This window comes from Streptomyces echinoruber, from assembly GCF_014651135.1.
In the GTDB taxonomy this organism is placed as follows: Bacteria; Actinomycetota; Actinomycetes; order Streptomycetales; family Streptomycetaceae; genus Streptomyces; species Streptomyces echinoruber.
The window spans coordinates 70,811-89,389 of the sequence record NZ_BMWH01000023.1 but is presented as its reverse complement, the minus strand read 5'-3'; the positions used below and the strand labels follow the sequence as shown (position 1 = coordinate 89,389).

The following is an 18,579-nucleotide window of genomic DNA, read 5'->3' as shown; positions in this document are numbered from 1 at the left end:
ATGACCTCGTCCACTCCCCACTCCGCATCCTTGGACTCCTTGGACTCCTTGGACTCCTTGGACCTGACCGGCCGCACCGCCCTCGTCACCGGCGCGGCCGGCGGCATCGGCCGCGCCTGCGCGCTGCGGCTGGCCGCCGCCGGGGCCAAGGTCAGAGCCGTCGACCGGGACGCGGCCGGCCTCGAGGAGCTCGCCGACGCTGCCCGCGGGGCCGCGGGCGGCGTCGAACCGCAGGTCCTCGACCTCACCGACCTGGACGCGGCGGAGCAGGCCGCGGCCGGCACCGACGTCCTCGTCAACAACGCCGGACTGCAGCTCGTGCGGCCGCTCCAGGAGTTCCCGCCCGACGTCTTCCACACGGTGCTCACCGTGATGCTGGAGGCGCCGTTCCGGCTGATCCGCGGCGCCCTGCCCCACATGTACGGGCAGGGCTGGGGCCGCATCGTCAACATCTCCTCCGTGCACGGCCTGCGCGCCTCGCCCTACAAGTCCGCGTACGTGGCCGCCAAGCACGGCCTGGAGGGGCTGTCGAAGACCGCCGCGCTCGAGGGCGCGGCCCACGGCGTCACCTCGAACTGCGTGAACCCCGGTTACGTGCGCACCCCCCTGGTCGAACGGCAGATCGCCGACCAGGCGCGGGCGCACGGCATCCCGGAGGAACGCGTGCTGTCGGAGGTGCTGCTGCAGGACAGCGCCATGAAGCGGCTCCTGGAACCGGAGGAGGTCGCCGAGGCCGTCGCCTACCTGTGCACCCCCCAGGCGTCCTTCGTCACCGGCACCTCGCTCGTGCTGGACGGCGGCTGGACCGCGCACTGAGCGCGGCCGCGGCGAACGGCGGCCCGCAGGCCGCCCGGGGCGGCGGGGGCCGTCGCCGTGGACGGGGCTGTCGTCGTGGACGGGGCTGTCGTCGTGGACGGGGCTGTCGTCGTGGGCGGGGCCGTGGCGAGAGGCGGGGCCGTAGCGGGGGCCCCGTCGCGGTGACGGTCTTGTCCCCAGCGGCGGCTTTGTCCACAGGGCGCAGCGGGCGGAGTGACGATGGGGAATCCTGTGAGCATGTCCCGCGATCACGTACAGGCCGCCGAGCGCTCCGCCACCGGAGCCGGAGCGCCGGCCGAACACACCGCCGCGACCGGCCCGGTGCCGGGCGGCGGCGCGCCGTTTGCCGACGGCACCGAAGCGGCGGCGGAGGCGCCGTTCCTGGAACTGCTGGCCCGCGGCGCCTCGGTGGAGGCGTACGAGCAGCCGGTGCTGCGCGCCCGCGCCGAGGGCCGGCCCGCCGAGCGGATCGCCGCCCTGGAGCACGCCCGGCGCCTCGCCCTGCGGGTGCGGGCGGAGCTGGAGGGCCGCCGCCGGCGCGAGGCGGAGCTGTCCGCCCTGTTCGAGACCGCCCACGACCTGGCGGGCCTGCGCGACCTGGACGCGGTGCTGCGGGCGATCGTGCAGCGCGCCCGCTCCCTGCTCGGCACCGATGTCGCCTACCTCAGCCTCAACGACCCGGTGCGCGGCGACACCTACATGCGCGTGACCGAGGGTTCCGTCGCGGCCCGCTTCCAGCAGCTGCGCCTCGGCATGGGGGAGGGGCTCGGCGGACTGGTCGCGCAGACGGCCCGGCCGTACGTCACCGACGACTACTTCAGGGACACCCGCTTCCGGCACACCGAGACCATCGACGCGGGCGTGCGCGACGAGGGTCTGGTCGCCATCCTCGGCGTCCCCCTGATGCTCGGCGACCACGTCATCGGCGTGCTGTTCGCCGCCGACCGGCGCGCCCGCGTCTTCGAACGGGAGCAGATCGCCCTGCTCGGCTCCTTCGCCGCGCTCGCCGCGGCCGCCATCGACGCCGCCAACCTGCTCACCGAGACCCGCTCGGCCCTCGCCGACCTGGAGCGGGCCAACGAGATCATCCGGGACCGCAGCGCCGCCATCGAACGCGCCTCCGACGTCCACGACCGGCTCACCCGGCTCGTCCTGCGCGGCGGCGGCGTGCACGACGTGGCCGAAGCCGTCTCCGAAGTCCTCGACGGCACGGTCGAGTTCACCGACACCGGCGCCGCACCCGGCGACGCCCTGGAGGCCTCCCGCGCGCAGGGCCACGTGGTGCGCCACCGCGACGACTGGATCGCCGCCGTCTCCGCGGGCGGCGAGCTGCTCGGCGCGCTGGTGCTGCGCGGCCACCCGGACCTCGACCCCGTGGACCAGCGCACGCTGGAGCGCGCCGCGATGGTCACCTCGCTGCTGCTGCTCGCCCGCCGCTCCGCCGCCGAAGCGGAACAGCGCGTCCGCGGCGAGCTGCTCGACGACCTCCTCGACGCCCGGGACCGCGACCCGCGGCTGCTGCGCGACCGCGCGGTGCGGCTGCAGGCCGACCTCGACGCCACCCACGTCGTGCTCGCCGCCCGCCTGGAGGCCGCCGGAGCCGACGCCGACCAGGAGGCCGCCGCCCGCCGCCGCCTGTGGTCCGCCGCCTCCCACCTCGCCGCCACCCGGCACGGCCTGGCCGCGGCCCGGGACGGCGGCACCGTCCTGCTGCTGCCCCTGGAACCCGGACGCAGCGCCTCCGACCTGGCGCGGCGCACCGCCCGCGACCTCGGCACCGCCGTGCACGAGCCGGTCACCGTCGGCGCGTCCGCCCCCGTCGCCGATCTGGCCGCCCGTCCCGACCGGGTCGCCACCGCGTACGCCGAGGCCCGCCGCTGCCTCGACGCCGTGCGCCTGCTCGGCCGCGGCGGGGACGGCGCCGCCGCCGAGGACTTCGGCTTCCTCGGCCTGCTGCTGGCCGCCGACCGCGACGTGGCCGGCTTCGTCGACCGCACCATCGGAGAGGTCGTCGCCTACGACCGGCGGCGCGGCACCGACCTCATACGCACCCTCGAGGCGTACTTCGCCTGCGGCATGAGCCCCGCCCGCACCAAGGACGCCCTGCACGTCCACGTCAACACCGTCGCCCAGAGGCTGGAACGCGTGGGCCGGCTGCTGGGCGAGGACTGGCAGAGCCCGTCCCGGGCCCTGGAGGTCCAACTGGCCCTGCGGCTGCACCGGTTGGCGACGGCGACGCGGCACTGAGCCCGGCGCGGGAAGACGGCTGCCCGGCCCCGCGGGGCGAACACCCCGGGGCCGGGTCACCACCCGCCTCCCACCGCGACCGGACGAACGGGCTCGCGATCCGGGCGTCCGGGCCGAGCAGCCCGAGCAACCGGGCCGAGCGGCCCGGGCGATCGGAACGAACGGCCCGCGCACGACGGGACCACGCGGCTCGCGCGCGACGGAAGGATCACGCGGCTCGCGCGCGACGGAACCAAGCGGCCCGGGCGGCCACCGGGCTCACCCGGCCCCGCCCGGCGGTGGGCTCACGCGGTCCGGGCGTCGGCCGCCTGGCTCGCCTCCGCGCGCGCCGCGCCGGTAGACGGCGCGACATCGGCCAGATCCCGCTCCCGGGTCTCCTTGGCCACACCCACGGCGATCACCGTCAGGAGGGCCGCGGCGATCACGTACAGGGCGATGGGCGTGGCGCTGCCGTAGTCGGACAGCAGGGCGGTGGCGATCAGCGGCGCGGGCGCACCGGCCGCGACGGAGGCGAACTGGGCGCCGATGGAGGCGCCGGAGTAGCGCATCCGGGTCGCGAACATCTCGGCGAAGAAGGCGGCCTGGGGCGCGTACATGGCGCCGTGCAGGACGAGGCCGACGGTCACCGCCAGCAGGAGCGGGCCGAACTCCCCGGTGTCGGCCAGCGCGAAGAACGGGAAGATCCAGGCGCCCACCCCGACGGCGCCGAGCAGGTACACCGGCCGCCGCCCGATCCGGTCCGACAGCGCGCCCCAGACCGGGATCACGGCGAAGTGCACGGCGGAGCCGACGAGTACGGCGTCCAGCGCGGTCTGCTTCGAGACGCCGGCCGAGGTGGTGGCGTAGACGAGGACGAAGGCGGTGATGACGTAGTAGCTGATGTTCTCGGCCATCCGGGCGCCCATCGCCACCAGCACGTCCCGCCAGTGGTGCCGCAGCACCGAGACCAGCGGCAGCTTCTCGGCCCCGTCCGCGAGCGCCGCCCGCCGGGCCTCGGCCTGCGCCAGCGCCTGCCGGAAGACGGGCGACTCGTCGACCGAGAGACGGATCCACAGACCGACGGCCACGAGCACCCCGGACAGCAGGAACGGCACCCGCCAGCCCCAGCTCCCGAACGCGTCGTCCGACAGCACGGCCGTGAGCAGGGACAGCACCCCGGTGGCCAGCAACTGGCCCGCCGGAGCGCCGGTCTGCGGCCACGACGCCCAGAACCCGCGCCGCCGCGCGTCCCCGTGCTCCGACACCAGCAGCACCGCGCCGCCCCACTCGCCGCCCAGGGCGAAGCCCTGGACCAGCCGCAGTACGGTCAGCAGCACCGGAGCCGCGGTCCCGACGGTCGCGTGCGTGGGCAGCAGCCCGATGCCGAACGTCGCCCCGCCCATCAGCAGCAGGCTCAGCACCAGCAGCTTCTTGCGCCCGAGCCGGTCACCGTAGTGGCCGAACACCAGCGCCCCCAGCGGCCGGGCCGCGAACCCGACCGCGTACGTCAGGAACGACAGCAGCGTGCCGACCAGCGGATCGGAGTCCGGGAAGAACAGCTTGTTGAACACCAGCGCCGCGGCCGAGCCGTAGAGAAAGAAGTCATACCACTCGATGGTGGTCCCGACGAGGCTGGCGGCGACGATGCGGGGGAGGTTGGCGGGGGTCGGGGGAGCGGATGCTGCTGCGGATGCCATGTGCGCCACTTCCTCGTGTGCGGTGGGGACGGGTACGTGTTGGCACACGGTAGAAACACGCAGGTCAAGCGCACATGTGGCGGACCAACATAGTTCGAGGGTTCGCTATGAATGCGGCCACCATGCCGGCTCGCGGAAAGGCCGTTCAGGGACTCGAGGGTCGAGGCTGGTCGAAACGAGCGCCGTCCGGGACACGTAGTTCAGGGTGTTCCGACGGTGCGGTGCTGACTCCCGTGCTGGTTCGGTGCTGACTAAAAGCCCACGTCATCACCCGTCTTCACCTCACCCGTGCTGACTTGGTGCTGACCACGCTCCGTTGAACTCGGACATCTCGGGGGCGGCAGCTCGTACAGATCACACCCGCTCGCGCGGGAAAGATCCGCGCACACGCAGACCACCTCTCCAGCCGGCTCGGGAGCACCCCGGCTCGCGTGCGGAAGACGCGTCCTGGTGCAGCCGCCCGGCGCCGGAAGGCGCTCGGCTGGCCGCCCTCGTGCTGGATGCCTGCCCGCTCGGGCGGGCAAGCGCGGCACTCGGCCCGGCCCCTGCCGCCGAGGAGATAGATCAGGTTCTGTCCGCCGCGCCCGACACGGACGAGGACGACGGCCGGGCCGAGCCGCTCGCCTCCTGGTGGCGGGTGTGGCACTGGTCGCCGGTCCTGCCCGCACCGCTGCTCACCGGCTTCGCCCCGCTGCCGGCCGCGCTGCGCCGGCTCAAGCCGTCCGGCTCGCCCGACCCGCGAACCGCCGCCCGCCCGGCGCCGTGCCATCACATCATCGTCGCTTTGGAGGACCTGCTGGAGCTGGCCGCCGCGGCCGGCCCGCTCGCGGCCGTCGCCCTCGCCGACGCTCCGGACGCGGGCGCCGCCGACTACGCTCTCGTGCTGCAGCGCCTCATGGGGCCGACCCCGCCGCCTGGACCGTCGACGTCCCCCAGGTTCTCGCCGTCCTGGCCCGGCCGGGGCACGGCGCGTTCTCCCTCGCCGCCGCCGTGACCGCCGCACGTCACCGCGGCGCCTTCCCCGCCGGCCCGGTCGAGGCCGTCCTCGCCGAAACCCTGCGCCTGGAGATCGTCGGCCGGCCGGTCCGCGTCATCGAGATCGCCCCCGGCATGGTCAAGACCGAGGAGTTCGCCCTCACCCGCTTCGGCGGCGACGCCGAGCGCGCCGCCCAGGTCTACGAGGGCGTCCCCGATCCCCTGACCGCCGACGACGTCATCGACGCCGTCACCTGGGCCGTCACCCGCCCCAGCCACGTCAACGTCGACCTTCTCGTCGTCCGCCCCCGCGCCCAGGCCTCCCACACCAAGGTCCACCGGGAGAGCTGACGGCCGACGACGGCTCCGAACGCCGGCGTCTGTCCCCGGAGAAGAAACGCGAACGCCACGTCGACACCCCCAGGCCGACGATCAGATGATCCGAAGGAAACGGCCCGCGTGATCGTCCTCTTTGCCCGCACCCACGACCCGACCGCCTCCCGTCCCGCGGCGGACGCCGCGACGGGCAGGGCCGCCGGAGTCGCGGCCGGCTTCCTCCACGGCGGCGGCCGGTGACCGCATCGCGCATGCGTTCCCGCAGCGCCGAAATGTAATTCCCTTACTGGACAAGGCAGTTCACTTTCTGATCTTCTGGCGCCATGACCCAGGAGACACATGCTGCGCACGGGGCAGACGAGCCCTCCGACCGCAGCCCCGCCCGTCGTACGGTCGACCGCCGTACGGTCCTGCGCGGTGCCGCCCTCGGCGCGGCCGCCCCGCTGATCCCAGGCACGGCCGCCACCGCCTCGGCCGGCGACCGCGGCCGAGGCGGTGGCCAAACCGCGGGTTCCGCATCGTTCCGCTGGCTCGGCACCGCCGGCTGGCGCATCGACGTCGGTGACCGGACCGTGCTCTTCGATCCGTACCTCACCCGCTTCACCACGGGCCTGTACGACGGCGCCTTCGACCCGCGCACCCCTTTGCAGACCCGGCCGGAGGTCGTGGACGCGCACATCGGCCGCCCCGAGCTCGTCCTGGTCAGCCACTCCCACTGGGACCACCTCGCCGACGTGCCCCACATCGCCAAGACCACCGGCGCCCGCGTCGTCGGCACCGAGACCACGTACCACCTGCTGGTCGCCCTGGGGGTCGACGCGGGACAGATCTCCGTGGTGAAGGGCGGCGAGGTGCTGGACTTCGACGGGATCACCGTCGAGGTTGTGCCGAGCCTGCACAGCCGCAACAAGAAGTGCACCTATTTCGCCCCGGGCACGCTGAACGCCCCGCCCGCGACGGTCCCGAGCACCATCTCGGACCTGCCGGAGGGCGACACCCTCGCCTTCCAGGTCACGGTCGGGGACAGCGGCCCGTCGGCGTTCCTCATGGGGGCCAGCGACTTCTCCGAGCGGGCGGTGCGAGGTCTGCGCCCCGACCTCGCGATGATCGCCGTGCCCTCCAGCACCGTCACCCACCGATACGTGCCCCGGCTGCTGCGCGCGCTGGACACCCCTGGCGTCGTCGTGCCCGTCCACTGGGACAACTTCGAAGTGCCACTGAGCGGTTCCCCCGTACGGGACCCGGCGATGGACCTGGAAGCGTTCATCGCCCAGGTCGGGGAAGCGTCGCCGGCCACGCGGGTCGTCGTCCCTGACTACCGCACCGTGTACGACGGTGACATGCGCCCCCGTGAGTGACTGGTAGTGCTTCGTTACGTCGGGTGATCTCACCTGGTGGCGGGCATCATCTCCGGTATGAGGCTGGGGGAGGTGGAACGGCTCCGGGGTGAGTTGGCGGAGTTCGTTGCCGATGCGTTCGCCTCGCTGCCGCGGCGGGATCAGCGGCGGTGGGGCACGCGTTATCTGCGGGGCCTGACGCCGGACGGCCGTCGCAAGTCGATCGAGCAATCGCTGTCCATGCGTCCGAGGTGGGTGCGGACCGGTGCACCGAGGTGACCTGGCGGCAGGGCGGCAAGGGGGCGATGACCTCACGGTTCGCGGTGCTGCCGGTGAGGCCGGCGGGCAAGCAGGCCCTGGCCGCCGCCCAGGCGGCAGGCGGCGGCCGCAACCAGTGGGACGGGGTCCTGCCCACCCGCACCGTGCTGGTGGAGTGGCCCGCCGGCCAGGACGCCCCGACGGGCTACTGGATATCGAACCTGCCCGCCGCCACCCCGATCACCGACCTGGTGCGGTGGGCGAAGAAGCGCCGACGGATCGAGCACGACCACCGCGAAGTCAAACACGGACTCGGACTCGACCACTTCGAGGGCTGCACCTGGCGCGCCGGCATCGCCACGTCACCCTCGCCACCGCCGCCCAGGCCTTCCTCACCCTGCGGCGACTCGATCCAAAAGTCCACACGCCGGCCTGACCCTCTACCAGGTCCTCGACGCCCTTCGGGCCTGCTGAGGTGCCGGTCCGATACCTGCACCACCTGCGGCCGCCCCCTGCCGGCGAGAAGAACCAGAACCCAACGAAGCCCTACTGAAGGGTTTTCAGGTTCGTGAAGGAGAGGGCGCTGGATCAGGTGGTGGGTGGCCAGGGCTGCTGGGCGAGGTGGCGTTGCAGGTCAAGGTGGCGAAAATGGTAAACGGCCCCCACCTGCCGCAGCACACCACGGTATTCGTGTGCATCCTGAAGGAACGTCATCAAATTCCACGGAACTCGGCGTCGCAATGCCAGACAGGCCTTGGTTATTACCCAGCCGCCCCATGCTGTCTGCTCAAGCCCGACGACCAGCCCAGCCAGGAGCCCGAATCCGCCGCCCACCCAACCCAAGACAAGCCCGACCACGAGCCCGCCCGGGAGTCCGGCCGCGAGCCCGAATCCGCCGCCCACCACCCCACCCAGGAGCCCGATCGCGAAAAAGGTACGGCGATCCTGGGCGAGCAACGTCGCGGGTCCAGTCACGGTGGTCAGGTCGGGTTTCTCACCTCTGAGACCGGCCACGAGCCCGACTATGAGCCCGAACACGAGCCCGACGGTGAGCCCGATCAGGAGTCCGTCCGCAAGCCCGAGGTCGGCCAGGAACCCGACCGCGAGCCCGAACGCGAGCCCGGCTACGAGCCCGGCGACGAGCTGTCCCCCAAGCTTGCGGGGTGACCAGCGTAGCCGTGCATTCGCAGCTCCCGAGGAAGTGGACCTCAGTCCGACGACGAGCCCGACCGCGAGCCCGACCATGAGCCAGAACGCGAGCCCGGCCACTCGCCCCGCCTCGCCGGCCACGAACAACCCGAAAATGACCGCGGTCATGAGCCCGACCACAAGCTGTCCCCCAAGCTTGCGGGGTGACCAGCGTAGCCGTGCATTCACAGCTCCCGAGGAAGTGGACCTCAGTCCGACGACGAGCCCGACCATGAGCCCGAACCCGAGCCCGAACACCAGCGCGAACGCGAGCCCCATCGCGAGTCCGAACCCGAGCCCGGCCGCAAGCCCGGCCACGAGTCCGAACCCGAGCCCGGCCGCGAGCCCACCTGCGAGTGCGAACCTGAGCCCGGCGACGAGCTGCCCCCCGAGGTTGCGGGGTGACCGGCGTAGCCGTGTACTCGGGCCTCCCGAGGAAGTGGGCTTGAGTCCGAATGTAAGCCCGAACGCGAGCCCAGTCGTGATTCCGGGCCCCAGTCCGAACACGAGCCCGAACATGAGCCCCATCACGAGTCCGAACCCGAACCCGGCCACGAGCTGCCGCCCGAGGTGGCGGAGTGAGCGGAGTGACCAGCGTAGCCGTGTACTTGGAGTGCCCGAGGGCGTAGATCTGAGCGCGACCATGAGCCCGAACACGAGCCCGGCCGCGAGTCCGTGTACGAGCCCACCGACGAGCACTACCGCAAGCCCGAGTATCAGGCGGCGGACGTGCGCGGGAAGGGCGTAAGAAAGCTCCCACCAGGCCAGGTTGGGGCTGCCGTCGCGGCGGGTCTCCAAGTGCCGGGCGAGGAAAACCAGTGAGCGGTGAGCTTGGGCGATGGTCCAGCGGGGCGGGCGCGAGTGGTGAAGGGCGTAGGCGGCAGGTATGTAGGCGTTGAATAGGTGGGCATTGAGGGCGGTCCGGGTGGGGAAAGCCGTTGTGTCGCAGAGCTCGTTTGGGTGGGGGATCACACCGGGCGTGGCCGGGGTGTGAGGACGGGGATTGTAGATGGTACGGGCGAGGAACAGGCCCAGGGGAGTGCTCAGAGCATCTCCGACGGGTGTGTCGGTGCCCAAGTGGGTGGCCACGGTATTCCAGCGATCGGCAGCGGAAGTGCACTCGCCGCCGGCATCGTGGCGCAGGTAGGCGGCTGCTTGGTCGGCAGTGAGCGGCAGGAGATGAATGCCGGCAGCCCCGTTGAGCCGCACCATGGCATCCGGTTGGGTGAGGACATCCCGATAAGCGGCAACACGACTGGCCACCACCAGGGGCTGCTTGGCGGGCAGGGCCCGGTTGAGGGCATCGAGGGCTATGGCGTGCAGGGCGGGAGGGATCTCATCGAAGCCGTCAAGGAGCGGCAGGATCAGCCAGGAATCCAGCAAGGCCTGGGCCAAGTCGACCTGTGCGCCCCCGGGAGCGGCTGGCGGGGTCAGGGCGCGCAGTCCGGCATGGTCGCGTCGCAACTGCTCGGCCAGCCAGTCCTTCAAGGACTGGTGGGCGGGGTCCCAGGAAGCGAGGGAGAACAGCACCGGCACCGGGCCGCCTCCCTTCCGCTGTGCGATCAGGTCGTGAAGCAGGCGGACGAGCAGCATGGTCTTGCCGGAGCCGGGCAGCCCGAGGATCACCAGGCGGCGGGTGGGCACCCGCTGGGCAAACACCTCGCCGATCTGCCCATCAGCGCCTGCGAGTCCCGTAGCGTCCGTAGGCCACTGGGCGGGATCCCCCGGCGGCCCCCCGGGCCACGCCCGGGCAACCTCGGTCAGCAACGCCCAGGGCTCGACCAGGTCCGCATCGGCGGCACGCCAAGCGATCGGTAGCGGGTAGGGATCGTTTAGACGACGGATGGCAGCTTCGTCGTCCCACTGATTTTTGATCACTTGCGCGAGCTCGTCGGCGACCGTGTTCAGGTCCACCGGAGGAAGGGCTTCGAGCCGATCGTGCTGGAAGGCTTTCCACGCCAGGTAGGCGGGCGCCAACGTGGGGAGCAACGTGGCCGCTGTCGTGGCCCTGCCCAGTTTAAAGTACCAAGCCAGCGCCAATGCCCCGCCCATCCCCAGCACCAGCGCCAGTAAGAAGAGCACACCCACACGCTTCGGCCCTCGGCCGTATCCCCCAGCTCTCACATTCGGTCATCATGCCGTCACCTAGTCGGCCTGTGGTCTATTCGTGGATAAATAAAGAAAAATGGTGGGTTTGCAGCATCCTGAGTACAGGCGATGCGCGAGAAGCAAGGGTCCTCCGGGGCCGTGTACACGTGGCGCGCCCCACGCCAGCAGTGTGCGTCCACCGCCACGACCAGGTCGGCAACCAGTCCTTCTTGGGGGATGACAGTTTTATTTTCTTGATCCCTGCACGCTCTTCAGCTCAGTACCGCACAGACGAACAGGACCGGGTACACGCGGTCGAGGGGGCGGCTCCGCCGTTCCGCCATGCCCTCCGTCACCTTGTCGGTGATCGTGGAGATCGTCTGCTCGGACACCTCCGCCCCGTACACCTCGGCAAGGTGAGCGGAAACCTCCCCGCGGGTCAGGCCCTTCCGACAGCGGCAGCACCATTTCGTCCACGCCGGTCAGACGGCGCCGCCGCTTGCGGACGGTCTGCGGCTCGAACGTGCCGGCCACGTTCCTGGGCACTCGACCTCGACCGGGCCCACGTCGATCAGCACGGTCTTGGACCGGCTGCCGTTGCGCCTGTTGCCGCTGTTCCGGCCCTCCGGATCGTGCTTGTCGTAGCCGAGGTGATCGGTGATCTCGCCCTTCAGGGCGGACTCGAGCACCCGCTTGGTCAGCTGCTGCAGCAGCCCGCCCTCACCGGTCGCCCGCAGACCCTCGGACCGGGCCCGGTCCGAGGGCATCGCGACCGACTGCTCGTCCGACACCGGCCGTTGGCCGAATCCTCCACCGTCTCGGTCCCGACAGCAGTTTCGCTCATCCGGCGTCTCTCCTTGATCAGCAGATCCGCCGTTGATGGGACACTCCCTGGCTGGATGACTGCGGGCGGATCTCTCCCGGTTTCGTACGGCCGTCGCCGTACGAAGGCCGGCTGAGCCCGGGCGGGCGGGTGTGCTGCCGGCTGCGGGAGGTTCTGGCGCCTTGTCGGCGATGCCCAGGAGCCATTTCTCGAGCTTGATGGCAGGCTGAATGGCGAGAATGGGTCTCTGACGCCCACCACTGCCCTCGGTAGCCTCCCGTCGCGTCGCCCAGTGAACGGTGGACGATCGATGTTCGGGCGGAGGGGGTGTGTTCGTGGCGTTACGTCGGCTGGGAGCCGCTCTCGCCGGTCGGACGCGAGAGGCTCCCAGCGTGTCGCCGTACAGCGCGAGCGTCGCACGCCGAGGGGTCGCCCCCCGGGACGGCCCTTATTCCTGGCTTTCGCCGGTGCGCGCCTCCGGGATGGTCCACGTGTTGCCGTGGGCGGCTGTGGGACGACTTCCGATCGGCATGGTCGGGCTCGCGTTGCTGCTGTTTATTCAGCAGCGCACCGGTGATTACGCGGACGCCGGTCTGGCGGTCGGTGTGTTCGGCGCCGCCAACAGCGTCGGGGCGGTGGTGCAGGGGCGGCTGATGGACCGGCACGGTGTGGTGGGGGTGACGTGGTGCTGCGGCACGGTGCACGGTCTGGCCGTGTTCGGCGTCGTGGCGGCCGGCGCGGCCGATGGCGGGCTGGCCGTCGTCCTGGTGCCCGCAGCACTCGCCGGGCTGACCTTCCCGCAAATCAGCACCGCGATGCGCACCCTGTGGGGAACGCTGCTGCCCGATGAGCATGCGCGTCGTCGTGCCTACGCGTTCGAGTCCGTGGTGGTCGAAGGACTCGTCCTGGTAGGTCCGACGCTCGTCAGCCTGGTTGCCGGGCTGGAAAGCGTGGGCTGGGCGCTGGTTGTGACCGCCCTGCTGTGCCTCGCCGGTACGCAGGGCTTCGCGCTGTCCGCGCGCACCCTGCTGTCCGTCCAGGCGGACCAGGCCTCGACGGCCGGGCTGCTGGGCGCCTTTGGTGCGTTCGGTGTGCACGTGCTGGCGATGGCTTCCTTTTTCTCCACCGGGATGTGCCTGGGCGTGCTGCAGATTGCCGTCCCGGGAGCGGTCGGCGGGCGGGACGCAGCAGCGTCAGCGGGCTACCTCCTCACAGCCTTCGGCGTCGGCAGTGTCATCGGAGGGGCGGTGTACGGGGTCGGCCGATGGCGTTCCTCACCGCCGTCCCGGTTGATGCGATTGCAGGTGCTGCTGGCAGTCCTGGTTCTGCCCATGGCCGCGGTACGGGGACCAGCGCTCCTGACAGGGGCACTGCTCGTGGCAGGCTGCCTGTTCGCCCCCGTTCTCGTCACCGTGGCCGTGTTGCTCGACGACGTTGCTCCCGCCGGCACCGCGAACGAGGCGTACACCGTGGCGATCACAGCCAATGTCCTGGGCGCCGCCACCGGCAACGCGCTCGGCGGGCTCCTGCTCGGCTCCGTGCACAGCACCGCCCCTCTGTTCCTGTGCGCCGCCGGAGCTCCCGTGCTGGGGGCGGTCGTTACAGCGGCCGGTGCGCGCGCTCTGAACCGTCCTCCCACCCTTGAGTGCCCCTCCCGCCCTTGACTGTCCTCCCTCCCTTGATGACTGCGAAGTCGGCCAGTGTCCTCCTTCGCCCCCTCGGCTGCCGTCGACAGCCGGGGAGAGCGCCACTGGCAGGTGGAGTGCGCGGGGCCGTGCCGAGCGAGCAGACGCGCCTCGGCGCCCTGGGCGCTGGGCTTGGCCACCCCGGTCGGCTCGGCCCGTCCGGGCCTGGTCGGTTGTCGACCGGCCTCTCGGATGTGGCGTCCGGCCGTAGGCGGCGTCTCGGAGATGGGCAGGCTCCGCGAGCAGTTCTGTTCCCACCCCCGGCATCGGGTGGGGCGATGCCGGCGTCCCTCTCACCCCGAAAGGAGTCGTCCTGCATGCGTGACCAGCCCATGGCAGCTCAGTGCCGTGCCGCGGTCGTCGTCCCGGCGCGTAACGAGGAGCGCCGTCTGCCAGAGATGCTCACCCACCTCCGGGAGGCCGTCACAGCACTGCCGGACGGCACGATCGAGGTGGTCGTCGTCGACAACGGCAGCAGCGACGGCACAGGAGCGGTGGCACGCGCCTTCGCGGCGAAGTTCCCGCCCGCCCGCGTCGTGACCGAGCCGCTGCCGGGCGTCGGCAATGCCCGCGCCGCCGGTGCCCGACTCGCGCTCGCGCGGGCCGCTCGCCGCCCGCGTCAGGAGCACGAGGAATTCTGGATCATCGGGACCGACGCCGATGTGCTGGTGCCACCGTCCTGGTTGGGCAACTGGCTTGACTACTTCGACTGCCGAGCCTGCCTGGTGGCGACCGGCGGGAGTGTGTTTCAGGACTTGCCCAAGACCTCTCCTGTAGCGGCCGAGGTATTGGGCCGGGTCGGCACCTTCATCGCCCACCTCGAGCAGTACTTCGGTGTGGTCAACGTTGAGGGTTTCAACCATGCCATCGAGCGCCGCGTCTACGGGCTTATCGGCCCGTACCAGCAGCCCGTCGCCACGGACGACACCGGCCGCATCGTCAATCTCGCCGGTGAGGACTGGGACCTGGGCACTCGGGCCAGGGCACTGCACTTCCCCGTCGGGCGCAACACCACGAACGAGGTCCGGGCCTCCGCTCGTCGGCTGAGTGCCGACCCGTACCGGTTCATCACCGGGGAGGCGTACGAGGGCGAGTTCGTACCCGTAACCGGCGGCAACGCACCGCAGGACATCGACCCGGCGCGGGCCGACGACATGCTCAGGCTGGGCCTGCGCCGAGCACTGCTCCACTTCGCCTTCAAACCCATTTTGCTGCAACCCCAGTTGCTGCGGGACGCCGATGTGCAGGCCCTACTCGGACCACAGCTGCACGCGGAGCTGTACGGCTGGCTCGGCCGGCACCCGGCTCCCGATGTGTTCACGGCCCGAGCGCGCTTCATCACCGACCACCTCAACGCCATCCACGCCGCCTTCGCCGACCAGCTGCTGCAACGCTGCCTCACCGTGATCGACGCACCCTGAGACGAGCGACCCGGCAGCCGCCCTGGCGGTTGATCAAGCGCACTACCGACATGCCGATACGAGCACCGCCTCGTCCGCATGCCGCGAGGGGCTTGTCGAGGTTGCGGTCGCGTTCCGGAACTGGGCGGCGAGCGCGTTGGGATGGTCATGACCCTCGTCGAAGGTGGCCACGCCGTGGATCGTGCCGGATGGGCTTCGGGACCGCCTGGAGCCCCTGCTGCCGTAGCGCGAGAGACGCTTCCGGCATCCGGGCCGCAAGCCCTTGCCGGACCGGGAGGTGTGGTGCGGGATGCTGTACGTGCTGCACACCGGCATCCAGTGGGAGTACCTGCCCAAGGAGCTGGGCTTCGGCTCGGGCATGACGTGCTGGCGTCGGCTGCGCAACTGGAACGAGACCGACGTCTGGCAGCGGCTGCACGAGGTCCTGCTCGCCGATCCGAACGCGGCGGCGAAGCTCGACTGGTCGCGCTGCGTGGTCGACTCCTCCTACGTCAGGGCGTTAACACGTCAGGGCGTTAAAAGGTGCCGCCCGCCGAGTTCACGGCTTCGGAGGAGTTCACCGTCAGGCCCTCGTACTTCTGGAACTGCCCGGCGTAGCAGGACATGCCCTCGGCCTCGGGCGGCTTCCTCACCTTGGCGCAGGCTGCCTTCGGCTCCGCCCACGTCACCGGCGGCTCACCGACGCCAGCCTTCTTCAGCAGGTCGGTGCGGTGGTACAACATTCCGCCGTCCGAACTGGCCGGGACCGCGTACAGGCCGCCGCGGTACTTCGCCGTCTCCACCACCGGCTTCAGCATCTTCCCCAGCGGGAACTGCCTCTCGGGCAGCTTGCCGATCCACCGATGGGTGGCGAACTCCGACGTCCACACGACGTCGAGGGACAACACCGTGTGGGCGTCGGACTTCGTCTCCGCGTTCTGGATCATCTGCTGCCGCTGCGCGTCCGCATCCGACGGCAGCTGGATGAAGGGACCTTCTCCTTCGGTGCGGCCTGTTCCAGCGGTCGAGCACCGGCTGGAGGGTTCCGGTGGTGTCCTTGGCCGCCACGTACGTGATGGGACCGCGGCCCTCGAACGACGCCGGACCGGCCTGCCCCGAGCCGCTGCCGCCGGACGAGCCGCAGGCGGTGGGAAGGAGCCGCCGGCGGCGAGTACGGCCGAGCACAGCAACGCTCTGATGGCCCTGATCTTCACGGTGCCTTCTGGACGTACGTGGTCGTGCGGAACCGAAGCCAGGGCCGTGTTCCCCGCCCAGGGATCACCGCCGAGGCGACTCCGGGGACCGGGAAGCCGCCGGGCAACGGGGACTGCGCCGCCCGGCGGTGAGCGGTGCCCGTCCGGCGGTCACGGATCCCGTGTCAGTTCTGCCTCCTCACCGCGCCGGCGAGGATCCAGCCCTCGACCGCCTCGTACTGCCTGCGCTGTTCGTCGGCCTTCTCCCGGCCGGAGAGCAGCGTGCCGAGCCAGCCGAAGAGGTAGCCGAGGGGGATGGTGACCAGACCCGTCGTCGTGAAGGGGAAGAAATTGAAGTCGGCGCCGGGGAAGAGGGCGGACGGGGAACCGGAGACCAGGTTGGTGCCCGGCATCAGGAGCAGGACCGCGAGCGTGCCGCCGATCAGAGTGCACATCAGGCCCGTTCGGGTGTAGCGGCGCCAGAAGAGGCTGTAGGTCAGGGCGGGGGCGATGGCGGAGGCGCCCAGGCAGAAGCTGACGGTCACCAACGGCTGCAGGTTGCGGTGCTGGACCAGCGTCGCCAGCAGGATCGTCGGGACGCCCACCGCCAGCGCCGAGACCCGTGCGAGCGTCATCTCCCGGCGCGCCGGCATCTCCTGCGCACGCGCCGCGAAGAGGTCGTGGGCGAGGGAGTTGGCGCAGGCGAGGATCATCCCGGCGACCGAGGCGAGCAGCGTCAGGAAGAGAGCCGTCGTGACCGCCGTGAAGAGGAAGGTCTCCGCCGCCGACACGTCGGTGCCGAAGACCGCCCGCGAACCGAGCAGATACGCCGTGTTGCCCTGCGGGTCGGCCTGGGCGATCGCCGTCCGCCCGATCAGCGCCGTGGCGCCGAATCCGACGACCGTCATCACCAGCACGAACAGCGTCACGCTCGACACCGCCCACGTCATCGACCGCCGCACCTGGCGGGCGCTGGAGGCGGTGTAGGTCCGCATCGTGATGTGCGGCAGGACGGCACCGCCCATGACGATCGTCAGCTCCGCCGTGATCATGTCCAGGCGCGGGTTCGCGGCACCCGCGAACTCCAGCCCCGAGTGCAGGAAGGCCGGTCCGACCCCGCTCTGCCGCGCCGCGGCGTCGAACAGCGCACTCGGATCCCAGTCGAAGCGCCGCAGGACCAGCACGGCGATCACCGCGCCCGATCCGAGGAGCATCACGATCTTCAGTATCTGGATGAGGGCCGTGCCCTTCATCCCGCCGATGGCCGCGTAGCTGATCATCAGTACGCCCAGGCCGATCAGGCAGCCCGTCTTCAGCGAGTCGCCCGAGAAGCCGAGGATGAAGGCCATCAACTGTCCCGTGCCGGCCAGCTGCACCAGCATCAGCGGCACCAGCGCCGCGATGGTCACCGCGCACGCCGTGATGCGCACGCTCCGCCCCGGCATCCGGCGTGCCAGCACGTCGCCCATGGTGAACCGGCCCGCGTTCCGCAGCGGTTCGGCCAGCAGGAACATCAGGAGCATCAGCGACAGTGCCGTACTCATGGCCAGCACGACCCCGTCGTAGCCGCACAGCGCGATCACACCGCCCGTGCCCAGCACGGTTGCCGCCGAGATGTAGTCGCCCGCGATCGCCAGTCCGTTGCGCAGGGACGACAGGGAGCTGTAGCCCGTGTAGAACTCGTCGAGGTCGTCGCGGTCCGGGCCCGTCATCACGCACAGCAGCAGCGTGACCGTGGCGACGGCGGTGAACGCCATCAGCGACATGGTCTGCGCCGACCCGCTCAGCTGCAGTGTCATCGCGCCTCCTCCCGCTCCGCGCCCAGCTCGGCCTGCGCGCGGAGGCGGTCGGCGAGCGGGTCGACGTTCCGGCGCGCGGTGTGCTCGTACAGCGCGATCGCCAGCAAGGTGACCGGCAGTTGGACGAGGAGCAGCAGCAGCCCGGTGGGCAGGCCGTCGGTGACGGTGCTCGTCATGAAGGACGGGGCGAACGCCGACAGCAGGAGGAACAGGGTGAAGTAGCCCAGCGCGGTGAGCGTGGCCACGCGCCGCTGCCGGCGGTAGGCGCCGCGCAGGATCCGCAGGTCGCCGTGGTGCCCCGGCCCGGGCCGGGGCGGCACCTGCGACGGGTGGGGCTCAGGGGAGGCCGGCTGCCAGGGGTGGGTCGCGTAGGACGGTGACGTGTCGCGCGGTGGGTACCGGTACGACGGGGACGGATCGTAGGACATCCCGGTGCTCCTCGAAAGGCGGCTCTGGTCCGGTGCGGACCGCAAGGGGAGAGGGCGAGCCCCGCACGTTACTCGGAGGAACCGGGCTGCGCTGCAATGTGGCCAAACTGAGCGGTCGGTATGTCCGTACCGTTATCAGATCGGTATTGCCCGCGCCCACTCTTTTCCAGCCGGATCACGAGAGGCGCGAGGCAGCCGCCGCCGCAGCCCTGGCAATCCTCCGCGACCGGCCGGCCGGCGCCGGGGACGTGCCGCCGGCGGCACGTCCCCGGCAGCACGCGTCCGCCGGTGCCGGTGACCACCGCGCCGACGGCCGGGCCGCCCCGGCCC

11 protein-coding genes and 4 pseudogenes are annotated in these 18,579 nt (G+C 71.3%); 9 read left to right on the top strand and 6 right to left on the bottom strand.

What is annotated here, in order from left to right; genetic code table 11:
* Both IE225_RS23975 and IE225_RS23970 read left to right on the top strand, forming a co-directional pair.
* Positions 1-816: a 3-hydroxybutyrate dehydrogenase gene (locus IE225_RS23975; RefSeq protein ID WP_190059667.1), complete on the top strand. Its 816-nt coding sequence runs from the start codon at positions 1-3 to the stop codon at positions 814-816.
* 237 nt (positions 817-1,053) lie between these two features.
* Positions 1,054-3,063, top strand: coding sequence for a helix-turn-helix domain-containing protein (locus IE225_RS23970; protein WP_190059666.1), 2,010 nt, complete (start codon positions 1,054-1,056; stop codon positions 3,061-3,063).
* 284 nt (positions 3,064-3,347) lie between these two features.
* Here the strand turns inward: IE225_RS23970 and IE225_RS23965 are convergent, their stop codons facing one another.
* A complete protein-coding gene (locus IE225_RS23965; RefSeq protein WP_190059665.1) occupies positions 3,348-4,739 on the bottom strand; it encodes an MFS transporter in 1,392 nt (463 codons plus the stop codon).
* 493 nt (positions 4,740-5,232) lie between these two features.
* Between IE225_RS23965 and IE225_RS23960 the strand changes: the two genes are divergently transcribed.
* The 4 genes and pseudogenes from IE225_RS23960 to IE225_RS34255 form a co-directional block, all read left to right on the top strand.
* Positions 5,233-5,733, top strand: coding sequence for a hypothetical protein (locus tag IE225_RS23960; RefSeq protein ID WP_190059664.1), 501 nt, complete (start codon positions 5,233-5,235; stop codon positions 5,731-5,733).
* Positions 5,676-6,065 (top strand): annotated as a pseudogene (locus IE225_RS23955) (Rossmann-fold NAD(P)-binding domain-containing protein); the annotation flags it as partial. The gene IE225_RS23960 and the pseudogene IE225_RS23955, both read left to right, overlap by 58 nt.
* Positions 6,066-6,373: 308 nt before the next feature.
* Complete coding sequence (locus tag IE225_RS23950) at positions 6,374-7,408, top strand: MBL fold metallo-hydrolase (RefSeq protein WP_190059663.1); 1,035 nt, start codon at positions 6,374-6,376, stop codon at positions 7,406-7,408.
* A gap of 245 nt (positions 7,409-7,653) precedes the next feature.
* Positions 7,654-8,081: pseudogene (locus tag IE225_RS34255) on the top strand (IS701 family transposase); the annotation flags it as partial.
* Between the two features lie 152 nt (positions 8,082-8,233).
* Here the strand turns inward: IE225_RS34255 and IE225_RS23945 are convergent.
* The gene (locus tag IE225_RS23945) at positions 8,234-10,915 is read right to left on the bottom strand and encodes an NACHT domain-containing protein (protein WP_190059662.1); all 2,682 of its coding nucleotides are present in this window, start codon (positions 10,913-10,915) and stop codon (positions 8,234-8,236) included.
* A 278-nt stretch (positions 10,916-11,193) separates the two neighbouring features.
* Positions 11,194-11,688, bottom strand: a pseudogene (locus IE225_RS23940) (transposase).
* Between the two features lie 448 nt (positions 11,689-12,136).
* On the opposite strand from IE225_RS23940, the gene IE225_RS23935 reads away from it, so the two are divergent.
* From IE225_RS23935 to IE225_RS23925, 3 genes and pseudogenes are all read left to right on the top strand, one after another.
* Positions 12,137-13,408, top strand: a complete 1,272-nt coding sequence (locus tag IE225_RS23935) for an MFS transporter (protein ID WP_190059661.1) — start codon at positions 12,137-12,139, stop codon at positions 13,406-13,408.
* A gap of 338 nt (positions 13,409-13,746) precedes the next feature.
* A complete protein-coding gene (locus tag IE225_RS23930; protein ID WP_190059660.1) occupies positions 13,747-14,850 on the top strand; it encodes a glycosyltransferase family A protein in 1,104 nt (367 codons plus the stop codon).
* Positions 14,851-15,013: 163 nt separating this feature from the next.
* Positions 15,014-15,370 (top strand): annotated as a pseudogene (locus tag IE225_RS23925) (transposase); the annotation flags it as partial.
* On the opposite strand, the gene IE225_RS33445 reads toward IE225_RS23925, so the two are convergent.
* The 3 genes from IE225_RS33445 to IE225_RS23910 all read right to left on the bottom strand — a co-directional run bounded on the left by IE225_RS33445 (position 15,366) and on the right by IE225_RS23910 (position 18,249).
* Entirely contained in the window at positions 15,366-15,776 is a 411-nt protein-coding gene (locus IE225_RS33445) for an extracellular solute-binding protein (protein ID WP_229879956.1), read from the bottom strand. The pseudogene IE225_RS23925 and the gene IE225_RS33445 overlap by 5 nt on opposite strands.
* Positions 15,777-16,207: 431 nt before the next feature.
* Entirely contained in the window at positions 16,208-17,821 is a 1,614-nt protein-coding gene (locus tag IE225_RS23915; protein ID WP_190059659.1) for a sodium/solute symporter, read from the bottom strand.
* Positions 17,818-18,249, bottom strand: a complete 432-nt coding sequence (locus IE225_RS23910) for a DUF485 domain-containing protein (protein ID WP_190059658.1) — start codon at positions 18,247-18,249, stop codon at positions 17,818-17,820. Before IE225_RS23910 ends, IE225_RS23915 begins: the two co-directional genes overlap by 4 nt.
* Positions 18,250-18,579 lie beyond the last annotated feature (330 nt).

Coding starts and splice junctions, on each gene's coding strand:
- IE225_RS23975 (WP_190059667.1), top strand. CDS start 1: ATGACCTCGTCCACTCCCCACTCCGCATCCTTGGACTCCTTGGACTCC.
- IE225_RS23970 (WP_190059666.1), top strand. CDS start 1,054: ATGTCCCGCGATCACGTACAGGCCGCCGAGCGCTCCGCCACCGGAGCC.
- IE225_RS23965 (WP_190059665.1), bottom strand. CDS start 4,739: ATGGCATCCGCAGCAGCATCCGCTCCCCCGACCCCCGCCAACCTCCCC.
- IE225_RS23950 (WP_190059663.1), top strand. CDS start 6,374: ATGACCCAGGAGACACATGCTGCGCACGGGGCAGACGAGCCCTCCGAC.
- IE225_RS23930 (WP_190059660.1), top strand. CDS start 13,747: ATGCGTGACCAGCCCATGGCAGCTCAGTGCCGTGCCGCGGTCGTCGTC.
- IE225_RS33445 (WP_229879956.1), bottom strand. CDS start 15,776: ATGATCCAGAACGCGGAGACGAAGTCCGACGCCCACACGGTGTTGTCC.
- IE225_RS23915 (WP_190059659.1), bottom strand. CDS start 17,821: ATGACACTGCAGCTGAGCGGGTCGGCGCAGACCATGTCGCTGATGGCG.
- IE225_RS23910 (WP_190059658.1), bottom strand. CDS start 18,249: ATGTCCTACGATCCGTCCCCGTCGTACCGGTACCCACCGCGCGACACG.